This is a genomic window from Microbulbifer elongatus (assembly GCF_021165935.1).
Taxonomy (GTDB): domain Bacteria; phylum Pseudomonadota; class Gammaproteobacteria; order Pseudomonadales; family Cellvibrionaceae; genus Microbulbifer; species Microbulbifer elongatus.
The window spans coordinates 2562025-2581353 of sequence record NZ_CP088953.1 but is presented as its reverse complement, the minus strand read 5'-3'; the positions used below and the strand labels follow the sequence as shown (position 1 = coordinate 2581353).

The following is a 19329-nucleotide window of genomic DNA, read 5'->3' as shown; positions in this document are numbered from 1 at the left end:
TGCGCTTACAAGGTAGAACAAAACGACAGAATAATTGTCTACTCTTCCGCCTTTGATTGCGGGTAGACCTTGCAGCATTTGCCTCTCAGCCAACTGCCGCTAAAATCGACCTGCCCGCAGACTTCGGACAAGTGGCTATATATAAGAGGGCACCTCAAAAAGCATAGATAGCCACCGCTCCGCGGCAGCGTATTGAAACAGGAAATCGGCAAAAGAAGTGACGATATGGACACACGCCAGCAGATAAAAATTCTGGGTGATTGGCTGGAGCAGCAGATTATTGGCCAGGAGGTTCTGGTCAATCGGATTCTCATAGGATTGCTGGCCGACGGGCACCTTCTGGTTGAGGGCGCACCGGGCCTGGCCAAGACCAAAGCGATCAAAACCCTGGCGGATGCCATCGAGGGAGACTTCCATCGGGTGCAGTTTACGCCGGACCTTTTGCCATCGGACATCACCGGCACGGACATCTATCGCCCGGAAACCGGCGAATTCCATTTCCAGCCGGGGCCTGTGTTTCACAATCTGATCCTCGCAGATGAAATCAACCGCGCCCCGGCCAAAGTGCAATCCGCCCTGCTGGAAGCCATGGCAGAACGGCAGATCAGTGTGGGCCGCAAAACCTACTCTCTGCCAGAGCTGTTTCTGGTGATGGCCACCCAGAACCCCATCGAACAGGAAGGCACCTACCCCCTGCCGGAAGCGCAGCTCGACCGCTTCCTGATGCAGGTAAACCTCAGTTACCCGGACGCGGAAGCGGAGACCAAGATTCTGAAACTGGCCCGCGCGGAAGCCAGCCACGGCGAAGACCGCCCGGAAAATATCATCAGCCAGGACACTCTGTTCGCCGCACGCAAGGAAATACTCGACCTGACCATGGTAGAGGCGGTGGAAACCTATATCGTGCAGCTGATTATCGCCACCCGCGAACCCCAGCGCTACGACGATGAACTGGCCAGCTGGCTCGACTTTGGCGCCAGCCCCCGGGCCACCATCGCACTGGACCGCTGCGCCCGCGCATACGCCTGGCTTTCCGGGCGCGATTACGTCACCCCGGACGATGTCATGGCAATTGCCCCGGATGTACTGCGCCACCGCCTGCTACTGAGCTTCGAAGCCGAGGCTGCCGGCGCCAACGCCGACCGTGTCATCCGTCGCCTGTTGCAACTGGTCCCGGCGATTTAGGTTATTGATAGTGGTTGAAGCACGGAACCACAGCGAGCTTGAATTGAAAGGCGCCTACCCCGAGGTGACACCGCTGGTGCGTCTGCGCCATATCGCCCGGCAGTTGCGCCTGTTCAAGCCCCGGGTCAACCGCAGCGACCAGGCCGGCAACCTGCTCACCCGCTACCGCGGCCGCGGTATGAACTTTGAGGAGGTACGCTACTACCAGCCCGGCGATGACGTGCGCTCCATCGACTGGCGTGTGACCGCGCGCACTGGCAAAACCCATACCAAACTGTTTCAGGAGGAGCGCGAGCGCCCGGTGGTCATCTTACTGGACCTGCGCGCCCCCATGTTCTTCGGCAGCCAGAACGCTTTTAAATCCGTCGCCGCCTGCAGCATTGCCTCCGCTCTCAGCTGGGCCGGCCTGCAACACGGCGACCGTATCGGCGCGCTGATTTTCGACGACAACGACGTCAACACCGTACGCCCGCGGCGCAGCCACCACGCAGTACTCGCCGCCATTCACGGCATGGTGGAATCCGCCGGCGCACTGGATAGCCCGATTCCCTCCAATGGATCCCAATCTCTGTCCACCCTGCTGGAAGAGGCCCGCCGTGTGGCCCGCCCGGGCAGTGCCGTGTTCCTGATCAGCGACTGCCACGACCTGGATCAAAGCTGCGAACAGGCGCTCTACTCCCTGACCCGTCATGCGGACCTGCAGGTACTGCGGGTCACCGACCCGCTGGAACAACAGCTGCCGGATCAGGCCGTCACCATCAGCGATGGACGCCAGCGTACCTTTCTCGGCAAGGGCAATCAGGGGATGCGACAGGTGTTTGCCCGGCACCAGCAACAGGTGCGGGAGAACGCGGCGCAATTGTGTCGCCGCCTGCGTCTGCCGCTGCTGGATTTTGACAATACTCAGCCGGTGGTACCGCGCCTGCTGACCACCTACGGTGACCGACAGCCCGCCCCGGGCCGGAGGCAAGCGTGAAATCCGCCGGGCTCTTTACCAAGCAGGTCACGCCACCTCAACCGCAGCCGCACCTGACACCGGAAATGCAACAGTTGCTGGAACAACTGCGGGATATCCATGAGCCGGCCCCCATCGGCTGGTGGCCACTGGCTCCCGGCTGGTGGATTCTCGCGGGTATCATCATCGCCCTGGTGGTTGCCAGCTTTTGGTTGTTTCGCTATCTGCGCCGCCAGCGCCAGAAGAAAATGTACCGGGTGGAAGGTGTACGCCTGTTAGATGAACTCAACCTGCAACAACCGCGCGTGGTGGAGGCCATCAATGTTCTGCTGAAACGCGTCGCCGTCGTCACCTTCGGTCGCGCCAAGTGCGGCCCGCTTACCGGTGAGCGCTGGATCGAGTTTCTGCGTACTACCGCCGACACGCCCATGCCGGAGCCTGTGCATCGCGTTATTCTGCAAAGCCTGTACAGCGCGAAAGATCCGGACCAACAGGACCTGACGGCACTGCGAGAGTACGCAAAGGACTGGGTGCGCACCCACCTGGTGCAGGAGAACCCGCAGAGCCAGGCCGAACAACAGCAGACTCCGGAGGCCGAACATGTTTGAGTTTGGTCTCCCCTGGGTTTTCCTTTTGCTGCCGCTGCCTTTACTGGCCCGCAGGCTACTGCCCAAGAGTGAACCGCTGAACAGTGCCCTCAAAGTGCCCTACTACCAGCAGCTACCCCGCAAAAATGGCGGCGCAGCGGGCAATCGCTGGAATCTGTTGATGCTGTGGCTGCTGTGGGTACTGCTGCTGTGCGCCGCGGCGCGCCCCCAGTGGTACGGTGAACCCATCACTCAGACTACCAGCGCCCGCGATCTGCTGATCGCCGTCGATATATCCGGGAGTATGGAAACTCCGGACATGATCCTCAACAGCAATCCGGCCATGCGTATTACCGCGGTCAAGAATGTGGTCGGGGATTTCGTCCTGCGCCGCAAGGGGGATCGTCTCGGTCTGGTACTGTTTGGCACCCGCGCCTACCTGCAGGCGCCGCTCACCTTTGATCGCCAGACTGTCGATACCCTGCTTAACGAAGCACAGATCGGTTTTGCTGGCCAGGGTACCGCCATTGGCGACGCCATCGGCCTCTCGGTCAAGCGGCTTACCCAACGACCGGCGGACCAGCGGGTGCTGATCTTGCTCACCGACGGCGCCAACACCGCCGGTGAAGTAGCGCCACTGAAAGCCGCTGAGCTGGCCAAGCAGGCCGGGGTGCGCGTCTATACCATCGGCGTCGGAGCAGACGAGATGGTCCAGCCCGGATTGTTAGGCTCACGCTTCGGTGCGCGTCGGGTCAATCCATCCCGGGATCTCGACAGTGACACGCTGCAGGCGATTGCCGACCAGACCGGTGGCAGATACTTCCGCGCCCACAATCCCCAGGAGCTGGTACAGATTTATCAGGAGCTGGATCGCCTCGAGCCCGTGGAGCAGGAGGCGGAAACCTACCGCCCACTGAAATCGCTGTACGTCTGGCCCCTGGGTCTCGCCCTGCTGTCAGCACTTTTGTGGGCCGCTTTACCGCTGATAACCTCCGGAGTTTCGGAGCTGCAACTACACAACAGTAGACGTGCCCGCAAGCAGAATGGAGGTCAACCCGCGTGAGCTTTTTCGCCGACCTTCACCAGTTTCATTTTCTGCGCCCGGCAATCCTGTTGTTGATCCTGCCCGCTGCGCTGCTTTGCTGGGCTCTGGCACGCACCGTGTTCGCCAGTGGGCGGCTACAGAAAATCATCGACCCGGACCTTCTCCCGCACCTGCTGCTCAAGGGCGGCGAAAAGCGCCCCTGGCTGTTCACCCTGATTTTCGCCCTGCTGACCTGTGCCGTCGCCGCCCTCGCCGGCCCCACATGGCGCAAGCTGCCGACACCGGTGTACAGCAACCAGGATGCCGTAGTGATTCTCCTGGACCTTTCTCCATCCATGATGGCTACGGACCTATCACCGAACCGGCTGACGCGCGCGCGCCTGAAGATCCTCGACATCCTAAAACAGCGCAAAGACGGACTGACCGCGCTGATTGCCTACGCAGGCGAAGCCCACGTGGTCACACCACTGACCGATGACACTGCCACCATTGCCAACCTGGTGCCGTCGCTGTCACCGCGCATCATGCCGGTTCCCGGCAGCAATATCGAAATGGCCGTGCAGGAAGGCTTGCGACTACTGAAAGACGGCGCCGGTGGACAGGGGCGCTTGCTGGCAGTAACCGACGGTATCGCCAAATCTGCATTGGGCACCGTCAAAAGTGAAATGAATAGCAGTAGTGCCACCCTCTCCATCCTCGCCGTTGGCAGTGGCGAAGGCAGCCCCATCCCCAAAAATACAGGTAGCGGCTTCATCACCGATGACAGCGGCTCCATCATTATTGCCAACTTCGATCGCGGCGAGCTACAGCGCCTAGCCAATAGCACCGGCGGCCAGGTTGCCCAGATCACCGTGGATGACCGCGATATAAACCGGGTATTACCCGATGACACATCACCACAGCAGGCAGAGCTCACCGAACGGGAATTCGACCAGTGGAACGAAGAAGGTCCGTGGCTTGTCTTACTGCTCTTGCCGTTCGCTCTGCTTCTGTTCCGCAAGGGCACCCTCGCCTGCCTCTTGCCACTCAGCTTGCCCCTGATGGCACTGCTGGCCGCCCCGGACGCGAGTGCACAGGAGTCCGGCAGCCTGTGGCAGACCCCAAATCAGCAGGCGGAAAAACTCCTGCAGCAAGGCAACCCCGAAGCAGCCGCCAAAGTCTTTGAAAACTCCCAGTGGCGTGGCACCGCGCAATACCGCGCCGGTGAATACGACGCGGCAGCAAAAAGCTTTGCCGAAAGCATCGACCCGCAAGGGCTGTACAATCTGGGCAATAGCCTCACCCAGCAGGGCCAGTTTGATCAGGCCATCGAAGCGTTTGATCGCGCTCTTCAGCAAAACCCCGAGTTCGCCGACGCGCGGCATAACAAACAGATCGCTGAAGAGCTGAAAAAGCTGCAACAGCAGCAACAAAACCAGCAATCCCAACAGGGCGATCAGCAACAGAATCAGGACGACAAACAAGACCAACAGCAGGACCAACAGTCGCAGAATCAATCTCAGCAGAATCAGCAGCAAGGCGATTCCGACCAGTCCCCACAGGAACAGCAGTCCCAGAACCAGCAGCAGTCGGGCGAAGAAGAGCAACAGCAAAACGCCGACCAGGGTGAGCAGGATCAATCCGAGCAAGAACAACGGCAGCAGGCCAACAGCCAGCACCAAAACCAGGACGGCGAAGAGTCCGAACAGCCGGCAGATGGGCAGCCACAGGAATCCCAAAGTGAACTGGATCCGGAAACCCAGCAGGCCCTGGATCAATGGTTGCGGCAAATTCCGGACGACCCCGCCGGTCTGATGCGCGAAAAATTCAAATATGAAAGCCTGCAGCGCCGCCGCGCCTATCGCGCCGGCGAATGGCAACCCCCGGAAAACGGAGCCACCCAAAGATGGTAAGCCAAGCGGAAAACTACTCCTTTCCCCCACGTAGGAGCCTGCCTGCAGGCGAACCGCGCGTACGCACGAATACCACACGATCCACCCGGCTCGCCTATCTTATCCTGCTGCCACTCCTCCTGTTGGTCTCACTGTCAACCAGCGCCCAGGACCTGACCGCGTCCGTAGACCGCAACGAACTCGCTATCAACGAGACCTTTACCCTCACGTTGCGTTACAGTGGCAGCCAAAGCGGCGGCCAGCCAGACTTCAACCTGCTGGAACAGGACTTCGAAGTCCTCTCCCGCCAGCAGTCCAATCAGTATCGCGTCATCAATGGCCGTGCAGAAAGCTTCGTCGAGTGGACCCTGATCCTCGCCCCACTGAAGGAAGGCAAACTCTTCGTCCCCTCATTACACCTGCACGGCCAGATCTCCGACGCCATCCCCATCACCGTCAACAAAGCCGGCCAGACACCCAGTGGTGACAACCGCAAAGCATTTCTGGAAGTTGAGCTGGACAAAGACAAACTGTACGTACAGGAACAGCTCCTGGTCAAAGTCCGCCTCTACACCACCGTAGGCCTGCACGACATCGCCACCGACCCCCTGCAGATACCCGGTGCGCATATTGAAAAAGTGGATGAACAGCGCTTTGAACGCAGAATCAAAGGTGTAGGTCATGCCGTCTACGAACTAACCTACGCCGTATTCCCGGAAAGCTCCGGCGAACTGCAAATCCCCGCGCTCAACTACGTTGCCGTGACCGGCAGACGAGACCCCTTCTCCCTGTTCAACCGCAACGCCCAACGCATCCGCCTGCGCTCGGAAGCGAAAACAGTACAGGTAGAGCCCAAGCCCGATAGCTATAGTGGAAGTCACTGGCTCCCAGCGGCCAGCCTTGGGTTGGTACAGAGCTGGTCCAAAGACCCGGAAGAGTTCAAGGTGGGAGAGCCGATAACGCGGATTATTACCCTGAGAGCCGAAGGCCTACGAGCGGCTCAACTGCCCCCCCTGCCCAAACTCAACATCGATGGCCTGAAAACCTACCCGGATCAGCCGCAGCAGGAGGATCAGCCCGGCTCGAACGGCATAACCGGCAGCCGCATAGAAACAACAGCCATTGTTGCAACCAAACCAGGGAGCTATCAGCTACCGGCCGTTACGATCACCTGGTGGGATACGAAGATCGGGCGGCAACGAGCTACGCAGTTGCCGGCGTTTCGGTTTAACGTTAGCGGCACTCCAGTAACGAATAGCGCTGCGGCGACATCTACAGGCTTGCCGAGCGCCCGCACACCAATCACCAACGAGGTGGAACCAGGATTCTGGCAAAAGGTCGCCATTGCCGCGATCGCATCGCATCTACTTTGGGTTTTCTATCTATTCTATCGCCGAGGCAACCGCGTCCACGAGAAAGCCAACAACGCCAGGGGCTCCACCGGCGTCGACGAACAAACCCGTGCTTTGGGACACGCGATAAAAAATGGCGATGCTGTCCAGATCCAACAAGCTCTCGTTCATTGGATAGGTGCTCGTTGGCCGCAGGTGAAAGGCAGCAGCCTAAGTGAGCTCAACCGCCAGCTAAATTTTGAAGAATTGGATAAGCTTCGGGAGCTACTTGGAACAGCCCTCTATCTAACACCGCCGAAGCCGCTAAATCAGCAGCAAGTACAGATATTAGCCAGCCGATTAATAAAGCGAGAAATAGAAGAGAAAATTAAAACAGAGGACGAAACACTTCCTGGGCTGTTCTCGCAGTAGCACTATTGGAGCTTCAGAAAGACCCGGCTAGCTCATTGACCGAATGGCATCGGATAATGCAGAGTCAAGAGATTGCCTAGGCTGCCACCCAAGTAAACGGGTAATTTTTTCAGAGCTGATCAATAGATCGCCAGTGAGACCGTCCCCTAGAGATTTTCGACCGACAAGGGTCGATACAGATCGCAGAACACCGGGTGGAATGGGCCACAATTTAGGCTTCACGCCAATACACGAAGCAACACTTTTACAAAGGTCACGTGTAGAGACTCGCTCAGGATTGGCCACATGAAATATCTCGCCTGGGGCACCCTCGTGTGACAGCGCCAAATCGATTGCGGATACTAGATCTTCAACCGCAACAAACTGACGCTGATTAAGTACTCGGGAGAATGGTAGCGGGATTCCACGTTTAACTGCGCCAACCAGACTTGCCACATTACCTTTAACACCAGGGCCCAAGACTGCAGGAGAGCGCAATATCACTAACTCCATATCGCTGGAATTTGCAAAATCCATTAATTTTTCTTCAGCCAAAGCCTTTGCAGTAGTATACGCATTATGAGCTTTATACGGTGCACTTTCAGTCAAGGGTGTACTCGAATTTGATCCCAAAACCCCGATAGAGCTGAGAAACACAAACCGCTTTACACCATAGAAGCTGGCTTCCTGAGCGAGTGCAAGAGCCCCGTCAGCATTATCTTTAATAAATCCAGAGTTGTCCGAAAACCCCTTACCCCGAATATGCACACGCGCAGCCAAATGCACTAGCGACTCCACGCGATCCAAGGCGCCACCTAACGGCTGGCCGAGTCTCCAGTGAGGGGCAACGGCTACACCGAATTGAGTAGGCTTGCTAGAGCTCATTGATTCCCCCGTTGAATTCAACCTATTCAACAGTGCCCGACCAATCGTTCCACTCGCACCAGTGACTAGTATCTTGCCTGCAATCATCGATTCAACCGCTTTCGAAAGCCCCGGAATGCGTAAGAAACAAAATTAGGAATTGCCCTCCAAAGCGGCAATCGCTCAAAATCACGATATACTCGCCATGTATACAGCGCTGCACTCAACTTATTTGATGACAATGACCCTGGTCTTACCCTGTAGTAGGTCAGCGGCATATCAATCCCCTTGGCGACAACACCAGAGCGGAGTAACTTAAGCCAAAACGCGAAATCTTGACGTTTTCGGATATCCGGCATTCTACATCTACCCACCGCGCCATAATCAAGAAGCACACTGGAACAGGCGATAAGTGGGTCGCCAAGTAGTGTTTTGTAGTCGACCTCAGGGGAAACATTTTGCACTTGCCCAAACGGAAGCCCGGAAAAATCCACTTTCTGAATTGCGGTGTAAACGAGCTGGGCATCTCCTCTTTGAAGAATCGTCAACTGACGCGCCAATTTTTCCTCATGCCAAAGATCATCACCATCAATAAAGGCAACGTAGCAGTAACTAGCGCTCGCCAGCCCCAAGTTTCTCGCCCCGGCACCACCAAGATTCTTGTTACTATGAATCACTCGTATTCTTGAATCTTCTACAGACAGCTTATCAACGAGCAAAGCAGTTCCATCGGTAGAACAGTCATTAATGATGATAAGCTCAAGATCAGCATGGGACTGTCGTAAGACTGACCGTACAGCACTTTCAATATAGCCGGCAACATTGTAGGCAGGCATTATCACGCTAACCTCATTACCTTTCATAATTGACATCTAAACGCTCGAAATAATGTAAATTAATATTAGCTGCATGATCGAGAACACCAATAACTAACGACGCTCAGGCTCTCGCCCGGAACCGACACGCACAAGTTCCACTAATTCCACACCCCAAACTCGCAAGTAAATAAAGCTTGCGATCAGACGATAACGTAACGTATAACGTTTTTCGCTGACAAAGCGGTGAGTGGTGACGAGTGGAGAAAGTAACGTTCGGAGAACTATCCACGCCCTATACTTCAATGGCTTACAAACTAGCTGCCCCCCCTTTACTCTCCGAGCCTTAGTAGCAATTTCTTCCCAACTAGACCGGGTACGATGCTGAGCTAAGGCCGAGCTAACATAAACAATATCAAATCCCTGGTTCCGGGCACGACGACAAAAGTCAGCATCCCCCCCCGAATACAACTGATGATTAAAGCCCTCGAGCATATCAATTGCTTTTCTTGGTACCGTTAAATTGGCAGTTGCACCATATCCGTGGCTAACATACCGCTCTTGCGGAATGCCACGTACGATGTCATATATTTCATAAAGCGTAGGATTTACCTCTTCACAGTACGAGTCGATACCCCCCGCAATGATACGGTTTTCGCCATTACTTGAACTAATTGCTCTCGCAATCTGCTCTAGCCACTCAGTTTCGGGTAAACAATCTGCATCCGTAAAGACCAACCAATTACCAGAGGAAAAACGAGCCCCAAAGTTTCTGGCCGCGTAGGAGCCACGATCCTCGCAATAAAGAACTCTCACATTCTCCGGAAGTTCGTCGGGAACCTGAAGTTCTGATGAACCATTGTCAACAAGAAGAACTTCCACATCTTCAACCCCATAAGATTGCAATCTCAGCTTGTCAATTAAACCGGGAATGAACTGCCATTGATTGTATACAGGAACAATTACGCTAAAACTTAGACGCATTTTAAGCACCAGATTACGAATTTAACGACAGAGGGTGTAAAGACCTTGAATTAACACTCACTAGCCGAAACACGTCAGGACAACCAAAATACAAAATGCATACTACAATAAAACCCCTAAGTGAGAATCAACCCGAAAATCAACACACCATAGCAGCAGCAAATCACCTTTCCGCTAATATATGCGATCAAGAACTCGATTGTATACTTCCAGATCATACTTACAGAGGCGTTCAATTTTTTTAACAAGCTTACTGTCCGAGCTTATTTCCTCTGCAACTTCTGATCTTGGACTAGCGTTCTTTTTAGGTATTTTTAAAGTGACTCCATAACGCCGAATCATATCATTGCTCCATTGATCAAGACGATCCAGCGTTCCGACAACACTAAAACGAGACAAATTATCCAAAGCTTCAGTGACATACTGTTCCGGAGCAAAACCAGAGCACCGGGACTCATTTGAAAAGTAGTGAAGAAGGTACCTTCCTGTGAAAAGCCCCTTCTTCGAATCAAGATATTGCTCTAAACTCATCGTGTTCTTTGCCCAATCACCTTCCTTGAAGGTATTGTACACGTACTCTGAAATCCAGCGCTCCACTGGATCTCTGAGAATCGTAACGAAGTCCCAATCGACAAGAAATTCTTTAACCAATTCAGGACGACAATAACTATGCCCGTGACCAAAATAATTTCTATCCAACGCCAAATTGTAAGCGAGAATATTCTCTCGAAGCTCCATCATCGGTTTCCCGACAGATCTTGCGGACCGCTTACTTGGAGCCTGTTCAATTTCGAACGTACCATTAGCGCAATTAGGGTACAGCTTATTCCGAACAGCTGACACAATAGATGACCCAGCGCACTTGGGAATATGGCAGAAGAAAATCCTAGGACGCTGAATCCGCTTTTCTGAATCAGAAAAAAGAAAAGTCCCCGAAACCTTTCTCCCTATCGCCCCCAAAACTTTAAGCTCCACCATTTCCAGCCCCTATCAATAGTGAATTAAATCAAACGACTCAATGCGCACCTATCACTGCATACAAAACCTCATACGGAGGCAATAGATCGAACCAACGTCAAGTGACGCACCCCTCTAAAATTCTATCTGCAGCAACCTCCATATGTTCGTCACCACACTTCAAATATTCCGCAATTTTATCCTCATCCCATTGTGGAACACCAACACTATCGTTGGTTATCGGTCTTCGGCTATAGGTATTAGGGATGGCAACCTCTTCCGTCCCCATGTAGTGAAGCAAACCCATTGCCTTTTTTTGCAATTCTTCCGAAGGAGCATCCAACTGAGAATAAAGAATTAGATTCTTCATATGAATCCCGATTCTCTGGATAAATAAGATCGACCGGGTAATCATACTTACCGAAGTGGGAACACATAATTACTGGCACGCCGAGACCCGTAAGCTCTAAACATGAAGTACCATTCCAAAGTACCGCAAGATCTATGTAACGAGCCAACTCGTGCACATTGTAGTCCCTATGCCCGAGGAGAATTACATTTTCTGGCAGGTCTTCAGGCAGAAAATCCTCAAGTTTTTCTGTTAAATCTAAAGCAATTTCTGGCCGAAGTTCATGAGGGTGTGGCTTAATCAACAATAACACATCAGAACCAGCAACTGTCGAGACTGAATGCTGCAGCCAATCCTTCATATCCGAATGCGCAGGACCACCATCATAGGGCACAGCAAGATCGCACAACACTTTACCAAAACAGCAAACAACTCGCTTCCCGGCATTTTTTGCCGACACAATCAGATCGTGACAATCAGGAATATCTTCGTCTGAGCCGGAATTTCTATTCTCGTGGATTAGCTCTAAAAACCTACTATTCAGCTCAGCTGAGTTTTTCTCCACTTCATACCACTCTTCGAACCTATGCCGAAGTGCCAAAAAAGGAGCCCGACAGGTTCGGTGCAAAGTCATATCGACTACTGCCATTGATCCTGAAAACTTACTACCCAAGTTTGTATAATAATTTTCATACGCCACATTTGAAGACACAAATCGAAGATTCGGTATTGATCTTTCCAGTATAAAATCTCGAAACACTGAATAAGGAGCAATATGGGTATTGCTACCGACTATAACAATAGGATACTCTGCCGAACGCGCAGCTTTTTCAATTTCCAAACAAACTCTCAGAAGGTAATCACAGAGCATGATCAACTGGTCAAAGCTCTCTTTAACCAATGGGTTTTCCAAACTAATTGTAGACCGCCTAAATTTTGCTGATAAATGCTCATATATTCCTTGGTAAAAGTTTACACCCTCGGAGCTAACAACCCGAGCACCCCAGTCAACATTCCATTCCAATACTACATTACCATCAGTACGCTCACGCCGTATAGAATTAAACAAATGATTGCAAAGGAACATCTCAGAGCCAGCCTCCAAATAAGGAGAATCTAAAACACCTTCAAGTAGCGCAGCTACCGCAAAATTTCGTCTCTTTATTTCCACCATCACTGGTGCGAGCATCGCGAGTGAATTAAAACAATTTAATGTTGCCAAAAGCACGAGTCCTTTAGGGCGACGCGGCTGCACGACAGAATTAACAAAGTCGCTAGTTCTCTGCAAAAATTGCAACCTATCAAGCGTGGACTGTCGAGCAACTTTTTTCTCTAATTTATCATTCTCTTTGTACCCGGCAGAAAAATACAAGAACGCCTCGAAAAACTTATTCGCCCTCCAAGCGGTGAGACCAGCAGACTTCATCAAGTACTCACGCACTACAGATTCTGAGCACACCCCTCTCAATTTATTCCAATCACAACTTCCTGTCTCAAAATGTAACCGAATATTATAAAGGCTCTGATGACTAGGGGTCATCATTCTAGAACACAAAGAAAGAAGCTCCGCTCCTTCGCGATATAGGCCTAACCGTATTAGCTGCGATAATATCGTTGCAAACAGCGCAGAGTAACCAGTGTCAGGCTGAACAAATTCGGGGATATCACTATCTCGTAAAGTGACTATGGCATCACGTAAATCATCGACCGACGCGGTGACGGCATGATATGCGATATGTGACACGACTGGGCCAAGCTTCACATTTGAAGCAACTATTTTACGCATCAACTCAGCCGATAATAACTGGAGTTGTTGTCGGACTTCAGGCTGCCTCTCCACCTTAAACGGTTTTTGGTGTGTAAGTAGTGCTAGCGAGAGTGAGGTAACGGGATCGATTTCCCCAGCGCTTTCCAGAATTTCTTTTGCAACATCATATTTAGCCATCCCCAACGCAAGCCGGAAATATGATCGGCATAACACAATATAATGATGTTGATTCTCAACCCGCGAAATATCTAACACAGGAAAATCGTTAACAACTCTAGCATTGAGATTTTTGACGCCGACTGTGAGGGTGTCAAAAAATCGAATATAAGAGCGCGCGCCAATATCAAGCGAACACTTATTAAACCATTGAATATATACTTCAATTAGATCCCTGAGGTCATCAAATCTAACCTGATCTCGCAAGTAAATTATTAGATCTTCAAATAGGTTGATAGCGACTCGAGATTTAGACGTCGCAAGCAGCTCCTCCAGATCTCGAGTGAGTGGTCTAGCGTACATTAAAGAAATCAGAAATCGCCCAAAGGGAGAGCTCGCCATCTGACCCAGAAAAGAATCAGGAATTTCCACGCAAGCTTTACCACAAAATGACGGCACACCCAGTTCACCTGAAGGTTTTCGATCGAATTCCAGCAGTGTATCTTTGAAGAATCTACAATATAACGGATGGGAAAATAGACATAAAAAGGATAAGGCCGCTTCAATTGAAATAGTAGCTCCTGTAATTGGGCATCTATACTTCTCGCGATAAATATAAAGCTTAAAAAATTCATTCGGCGACTCAACTTCCCTAGCACGCACGTGCTGAGGAAGCGCCTGCCAAAACTCAAAACAGTTAATTGCTCGACTCCAATCAGGCTCCTCAATTTCCATTGGCGACAAATCTTTATTTATAATAACACCCCCTCGTATCAAAGCCTCCAAATAAGGCCCTCGCACCACTTCACGGACAACTTTGGGGCGGGAGCTATTCACAACATAGTTTCTGATTGCCCGGAAAACATGGAGATGTACCAAGACTTGCTTAAACGGCCTCAAGAATGACCTGTGTTTTTTATAAGCTCCAACAATAGCCATTGATACTGGAGAATAAGACATATCAACCTCTCAACAATTAAATATATTTCTTTCGGAAAAAGTGTCAGCCCTGTTAGCCTATCAACTCGAGAGCTAACGGCCATTTATCTTGCCAACTGTGTTAGTTGAAATTCATTCTTACTATTTTCTGTAAAACTTGTTTACATATATTACAATGCAAAACTTTCCTTCCTAAATTTAAGGAACTTATTTCTAGTTGAAATCATTTCAATGTTCCAGAATGGACGAATTCCATCATGTGGATAAAATAAAGGCTTTAGATCTTCGGCGCTCGGAGACTCAAACGTCTCCATGCGAGACGGGCGCCCGTACTTACGATCAAAGCTTAACAAGATCGGTAAGAAGCGATCTTTGTCAAACGTATCAATTTGCTTAAAAGGCCATGGTTTATTGATATATGATATCAGCCATTCCATCCCCTTACGAATACTCTGACCGTCCCGACCGGTAAAAGACCAAAGATCTTCACCTATATATTCCGCCAACATTGCAAGATGAATCCAGCCTTGCAAATTAAAACAGCAGTAATGAGCGCTGGTTGTGCGCGCCAATTCATGAGGCTGGGCTCCATCACTATCAAACTGTTCAAGGATCCGAAATCGAGAGTCGCGAAGTGTTCTCCGCAATATTTTATGTTCACCCAAAAACAAACTAATAGCGGCGACCTGAAGATCGTAATAGGTACCATGATTATTATTTGCTGAGCGCTCACCAAACCCTTGCTCGCTTCTAGAAAGCCAGTGCAGATACTCCCCTAACCAATTCTCAAAACTAATTACTTCTGCTTGATTCAGAAACCTACCACTTCGTAAAATTCGTACTGCATCCAGAAAATAATAGAAGTCTTTGAACTCAATGATACCTGTGCTGGCCCCCCGATTTCTGTTATGTCCTTTTCGAACCTGTGCAAACTCCAGGTGGGGATTCATCGCTGTAGAGGGCTCTAAAAACCAGTGCTTTACCAACGCGGCAGCGTGCCGCCCAAAAGAATCATCACCCAAATTCCGCCAGCCCAATGCCAACACATAGGTGTCGTCAAACAAACGTTGAAGCCGGGTACGATCGTAATTATCACTCTGTGGTTCGTATAACCGAGTACCAGGTACCCGTAGACCATCTCGTCGAATGTATGGCAATCCGGGCAACTTCAATGGATGAGGCCAGTAATATGGAGCAGCGTGCCAATAATCGTGAGGATTTTGACTGGGAGGGAGGGTTTTTTTGTCCACAACTGAGTAAGGACCGCGCGACATTGCTTGATTAGCAGCAGTACGCAATTTACCCAGTAGACACGAAGAGGCATCAGACAATTTGCTAGGATTAGAAAAAACTGGTAGGTCCGAGTCGATACTCGACTCGAGCACCTTAGCATCAAGACTCGAAAGAAGAGTGCCAACAGCCTCCATCCTCGCTTCGCCCCGTCCAACTAATGCTTTGTGATCTTTTTGCTTTTCAAGGTTTGCTTTTCCAGAATAAAGCCTGGCAACCCAGCCGGAATAAGTAAACTGCCCGGCTTCAGATGAATAGGGTGGGCACGCCAAGTCCCAAGGTTCGATAGGCCATCTATCCCATGTTCCCGGAACACCCAGGCGCCAAAGTAATTCTACTTTAGGTCGTCTACCATAACTGTAGTCTTCATTAAATTCAGATTTTGAATCCGCACGAAACAGAATTTGAGGCTCTTCCGCGGCTTCCGGCATATATTCTTTATCGAGTAGTTTACTGTTCTCCGTAATCCTCGCCATCGAAACAATGTGATATGGTACATCACGTTTCGAAATCACAGCACTGCGAAGCTCTCTCCATGCGCTGCCCGTAAGATAACAATTACCATCCCAAGGAAGGACCCACTTTGCAAGCTTCTTCCCTTCCCGTAGCGCTACATTTCTTGCACCATTGTTATTCATCACATAGTTATTTTTGTGACGGAAAATTCGCATTTCAATCTGGTGCCTAGCCTGTTGAGGCAACTCAGCAAAGGATTCGGTATAAGGGGCATAATCTGATGGGACACCTGAGGTATCCCATGTCAGCTGCCGATACTCATTCCAATCGAAGGGAATACGGATATAGGGATAACCTGTACGTTCGAGCATTTCTATTATCAAACGCTCTTCATTTGGGTCGACAATTCGATTGACTATAAATCGTTTCTGACAACCTAAAAGATCTGGTTCGTTTTCCAGTATAAAAGCGAGGTTCTTTCTGGATTGCCCCCTTTCATGCCTGGGGAAAAGGTCATTCCCAATAATTCGCCATAGCACAAAAGTATCAGGCACTTCCGATATCTGAGTGCCCCCCCCTGGTGACGTAGACACATGTGGTTTACCGCGATCAGAGGGGAAGCCGACTGGTGTAGGACGCGACGTTTTCCGATTGAAAATTGAACGCTTAAAGGCCCTGACTCCAGGAACTGCAGCGACAACATTACGCAGATTCAGCAAGACCACACCCCTTTCTCAACAATGAATTTTCAAGAATTATGGACATTTCAGCCAGAGCCGCTTTAAATTTTTGTCCATTTATCATACTTTCCAAGCGAAAAACCCGGTTCGCTAAACTCAAATGGAAAATAGAATAGTCTTCTGGAAGAGTGGGTCTTTTTTGTCTTAGCTCATGAATCATATCTTCAAGCAGAATTTCACTAGCTCCGGCAGGTAATTTTACGCCGACTGGCTCCAAAGCCCACCTGCCCCAGCTGGTTACAAATTGCTTGGGGCTCTGACCTCCGGAAACAATTACATTATCACGCTGCAGATCAGGGTTAAAAACATACAAGGGTAAAGATTGCAATACCCTAATTAGTTCAGGATACGTATTTAGAAATAAGGAGAAAACTTTCGCTTCATCTTCCGTATCAATAGCCAGGGAGACTTTCTTTACGAAGCTCAAAGTAACTCGCTGATGTAAGAGCGGGTGAGATAAAACAAAGCCAGAACATAATGCCCTCGAAGGGCAATAACTCCAATGCTCTAGAAGAATTATCTTCTCCACTTTACGCCATAGCTCATTGGAAGCACGTTTTCCATCTTCGACCTCCAAGAACTGAGCCGCAAACTCGTCCTCCATCACAGTTGCAACACGGGCAGGCGCAAGCAATACGTCATGAGGCACGTGTTTGAGTAAGTACTGTTCATTTGAAATAAGATGTTTCCACCTTACATCCATAACTTGAAGAAGAAACGATCTTTTCTTACAGTCTGAACTTGTATCGACTGTAGCCTGAAATGTGTTTATGCCTTTCTGCGGAGGATCTAGCCACTCAACGGAAACTGACGCTTCAGATAAAACATTCTTCGGAAGTATTCTCGCAACCCATTCTTCACGGCTAGATTTTTCCAGAAGCTGTCTAAAACTTACTGTTTCTGGTGATTCATTTTTCTTTACTTGAACATTTCGAAGAACGAGAGGGTCAATCCCGTCTTTCCAACCCCATAACTTCACACAATCCTTTACGATACCTCCTATCGCATTTATCGCGTGCCTAAGTAAAATTATTGATACGACTGCAGAGAATACGCTTGCAGGATATCCAAGTACGAAAGGCATTAGTACGATAACAAAGCAAACGATAAAGTTTACGTAAGTAAGTGAGTTCAAGTAGTCTGGAAGCTCATTTTTCGCAAACCTACCAACCCTTGACATTCGCGCTTGCGGCAAAGGTCTAAGCACCCACACTGAAAACATATACTGCAAGGACAATGAGCATAAAAGTGCCAGTAAAAGAGTATCGTCAAGCCACACCAAGACTGAAAGAACCAAAAATACGAAGGTGGCACTCGACAAAATCCTGCAAAACGCTGAATAATAATTTCTCAGCTTTTGTTCTCGTCCATAAACCACGTTGATTTCATTCGCCTTAGCCACAACCTCAGCCCCACCCAAAGCTGCTAGGCGCTCAGAAATTGCACTAAATCCAAACCCTACCAAATGAAAGCCGATTGCCGCGGCCGACAATCCAATTATCCAATGCTGCTTATATTCAATTCCCATAAAAAATTGAAAATATTTAGGTATTCCCTCAGAGCTAGCGAGCAGAATAATCTTTAATGGAAGAACCATTGCAATTAAATTGCAAAATTTTTCAATTAGGGAAAAAAGTACTACGGTCGTGAATACACCTGGCCTAACCCCCCAGAATGTATTGAAAATTCGGAAATACCACGACCAGAATATTTTTGTTTGAGCCACTAAATTCATACATCGAATCTCTTCTTAACGTCGCTCAGCTTCTGCGCGCAGTAATAATCGTATGACCTCATATATTTCCACAGTCCAGATTCTGAACTGAACCATGATGGCTATAGCCCTGGAATTCATTGAAAAATCTCTTAACCTTAAAAAACGCACTACAGCGAACAATGGTGGAAGAAAAGTTCGCCCAATTGTTAGAAATCGCGCAGTAAAGGATCCACGACGCAACTGGCTTCCTTTGATACGACGTGCTTTACTCGCAATATCGAACCAGCTACGACGCGCCCTATGACCTACAACTGCATCTTCAGCAAAAATTAATGTAGCTTTGTTATGTACAGCTCGTCGACAGAATTCCGCATCTCCACCTGAGTATCGGCACTCATCAAATCCACCGACCATGTCAAACAAGCTTCTGGAAAATGCTAAATTTGCTGTGGCAGCATACCCTTGCTTTACATATTTCGATTGCGGTACACCTTTTACCAGGTCGTAAATTTCATAAGCACATGGCGAGCTTGAGCTCGGCAACATTTTTATATTCCCAGCAATAACGAATGTCTGCCCGTTAAGTTGAGCTACTTTTTGGTTGATTTCTGAAAGCCAATCTGGCTCGGGAAGACAATCCGCATCTGTGAATACAAGCCACTCTCCTTTGGAGTGTCTAACTCCATAATTACGAGCGGCGTATGACCCCGGCCTTTTGCACTTGATTATACGAAACCTATTTGAGACTCGATCTGGAGGGCAAAAAATTGTCGAGCCGTTATCTACCAGAACAACTTCAAAAGTCTCAGCACATGTCGATTGACGCTCCAAACAATCTATTAAATCCGGCACAAGATGCCACTGCTCATAGATCGGAACAATAATCGAATATTTCATCGGATAATCCGC

Annotated in this window: 14 protein-coding genes; 6 read left to right on the top strand and 8 right to left on the bottom strand. The window is 50.0% G+C overall.

Features of this window, described 5'->3' with window-relative positions; translation table 11 throughout:
- Window positions 1–225: 225 nt before the first annotated feature.
- Genes LRR79_RS10560 through LRR79_RS10535 form a run of 6 tightly spaced genes read left to right on the top strand, consistent with a single transcriptional unit; the run spans window position 226 to window position 7406 of the window.
- Window positions 226–1185 (top strand): AAA family ATPase, encoded by a 960-nt coding sequence (locus LRR79_RS10560; protein WP_231757176.1) that lies wholly within the window; start codon window positions 226–228, stop codon window positions 1183–1185.
- Between the two features lie 10 nt (window positions 1186–1195).
- Window positions 1196–2161: a DUF58 domain-containing protein gene (locus LRR79_RS10555; protein ID WP_231757175.1), complete on the top strand. Its 966-nt coding sequence runs from the start codon at window positions 1196–1198 to the stop codon at window positions 2159–2161.
- Window positions 2158–2748, top strand: a complete 591-nt coding sequence (locus LRR79_RS10550; protein ID WP_231757174.1) for a DUF4381 domain-containing protein — start codon at window positions 2158–2160, stop codon at window positions 2746–2748. The genes LRR79_RS10555 and LRR79_RS10550 overlap by 4 nt, the downstream gene beginning before the upstream one ends.
- On the top strand, window positions 2741–3790 hold the full coding sequence (locus LRR79_RS10545) for a vWA domain-containing protein (protein WP_231757173.1): 1050 nt from the start codon (window positions 2741–2743) through the stop codon (window positions 3788–3790). Before LRR79_RS10550 ends, LRR79_RS10545 begins: the two co-directional genes overlap by 8 nt.
- Window positions 3787–5664, top strand: coding sequence for a VWA domain-containing protein (locus LRR79_RS10540; RefSeq protein WP_231757172.1), 1878 nt, complete (start codon window positions 3787–3789; stop codon window positions 5662–5664). The genes LRR79_RS10545 and LRR79_RS10540 overlap by 4 nt, the downstream gene beginning before the upstream one ends.
- Entirely contained in the window at window positions 5658–7406 is a 1749-nt protein-coding gene (locus tag LRR79_RS10535; RefSeq protein WP_231757171.1) for a BatD family protein, read from the top strand. Before LRR79_RS10540 ends, LRR79_RS10535 begins: the two co-directional genes overlap by 7 nt.
- A gap of 27 nt (window positions 7407–7433) precedes the next feature.
- Here LRR79_RS10535 and LRR79_RS10530 read toward each other — a convergent pair whose 3' ends face one another.
- The 8 genes from LRR79_RS10530 to LRR79_RS10495 all read right to left on the bottom strand — a co-directional run bounded on the left by LRR79_RS10530 (window position 7434) and on the right by LRR79_RS10495 (window position 19317).
- Window positions 7434–8357 (bottom strand): NAD-dependent epimerase/dehydratase family protein, encoded by a 924-nt coding sequence (locus tag LRR79_RS10530; protein ID WP_231757170.1) that lies wholly within the window; start codon window positions 8355–8357, stop codon window positions 7434–7436.
- Window positions 8354–9121 (bottom strand): glycosyltransferase family 2 protein, encoded by a 768-nt coding sequence (locus LRR79_RS10525; RefSeq protein ID WP_231757169.1) that lies wholly within the window; start codon window positions 9119–9121, stop codon window positions 8354–8356. Before LRR79_RS10525 ends, LRR79_RS10530 begins: the two co-directional genes overlap by 4 nt.
- A gap of 57 nt (window positions 9122–9178) precedes the next feature.
- Complete coding sequence (locus LRR79_RS10520) at window positions 9179–10048, bottom strand: glycosyltransferase (RefSeq protein ID WP_231757168.1); 870 nt, start codon at window positions 10046–10048, stop codon at window positions 9179–9181.
- A gap of 174 nt (window positions 10049–10222) precedes the next feature.
- Entirely contained in the window at window positions 10223–11026 is an 804-nt protein-coding gene (locus LRR79_RS10515) for a sulfotransferase family 2 domain-containing protein (RefSeq protein ID WP_231757167.1), read from the bottom strand.
- A gap of 239 nt (window positions 11027–11265) precedes the next feature.
- Window positions 11266–14115 carry a hypothetical protein gene (locus LRR79_RS10510; protein WP_231757166.1) on the bottom strand — a complete coding sequence of 950 codons (2850 nt, stop codon included), beginning with the start codon at window positions 14113–14115 and terminating at the stop codon, window positions 11266–11268.
- Window positions 14116–14387: 272 nt separating this feature from the next.
- Window positions 14388–16517, bottom strand: coding sequence for an alginate lyase family protein (locus tag LRR79_RS10505; protein WP_231757165.1), 2130 nt, complete (start codon window positions 16515–16517; stop codon window positions 14388–14390).
- Between the two features lie 148 nt (window positions 16518–16665).
- Window positions 16666–18438 carry a hypothetical protein gene (locus LRR79_RS10500; RefSeq protein WP_231757164.1) on the bottom strand — a complete coding sequence of 591 codons (1773 nt, stop codon included), beginning with the start codon at window positions 18436–18438 and terminating at the stop codon, window positions 16666–16668.
- 15 nt (window positions 18439–18453) lie between these two features.
- Window positions 18454–19317, bottom strand: coding sequence for a glycosyltransferase family 2 protein (locus LRR79_RS10495; protein WP_231757163.1), 864 nt, complete (start codon window positions 19315–19317; stop codon window positions 18454–18456).
- Window positions 19318–19329 lie beyond the last annotated feature (12 nt).

Coding starts and splice junctions, on each gene's coding strand:
- LRR79_RS10495 (WP_231757163.1), bottom strand. CDS start 19,317: ATGAAATATTCGATTATTGTTCCGATCTATGAGCAGTGGCATCTTGTG.
- LRR79_RS10530 (WP_231757170.1), bottom strand. CDS start 8,357: ATGATTGCAGGCAAGATACTAGTCACTGGTGCGAGTGGAACGATTGGT.
- LRR79_RS10515 (WP_231757167.1), bottom strand. CDS start 11,026: ATGGTGGAGCTTAAAGTTTTGGGGGCGATAGGGAGAAAGGTTTCGGGG.
- LRR79_RS10500 (WP_231757164.1), bottom strand. CDS start 18,438: ATGAATTTAGTGGCTCAAACAAAAATATTCTGGTCGTGGTATTTCCGA.
- LRR79_RS10525 (WP_231757169.1), bottom strand. CDS start 9,121: ATGTCAATTATGAAAGGTAATGAGGTTAGCGTGATAATGCCTGCCTAC.
- LRR79_RS10560 (WP_231757176.1), top strand. CDS start 226: ATGGACACACGCCAGCAGATAAAAATTCTGGGTGATTGGCTGGAGCAG.
- LRR79_RS10520 (WP_231757168.1), bottom strand. CDS start 10,048: ATGCGTCTAAGTTTTAGCGTAATTGTTCCTGTATACAATCAATGGCAG.
- LRR79_RS10535 (WP_231757171.1), top strand. CDS start 5,658: ATGGTAAGCCAAGCGGAAAACTACTCCTTTCCCCCACGTAGGAGCCTG.
- LRR79_RS10545 (WP_231757173.1), top strand. CDS start 2,741: ATGTTTGAGTTTGGTCTCCCCTGGGTTTTCCTTTTGCTGCCGCTGCCT.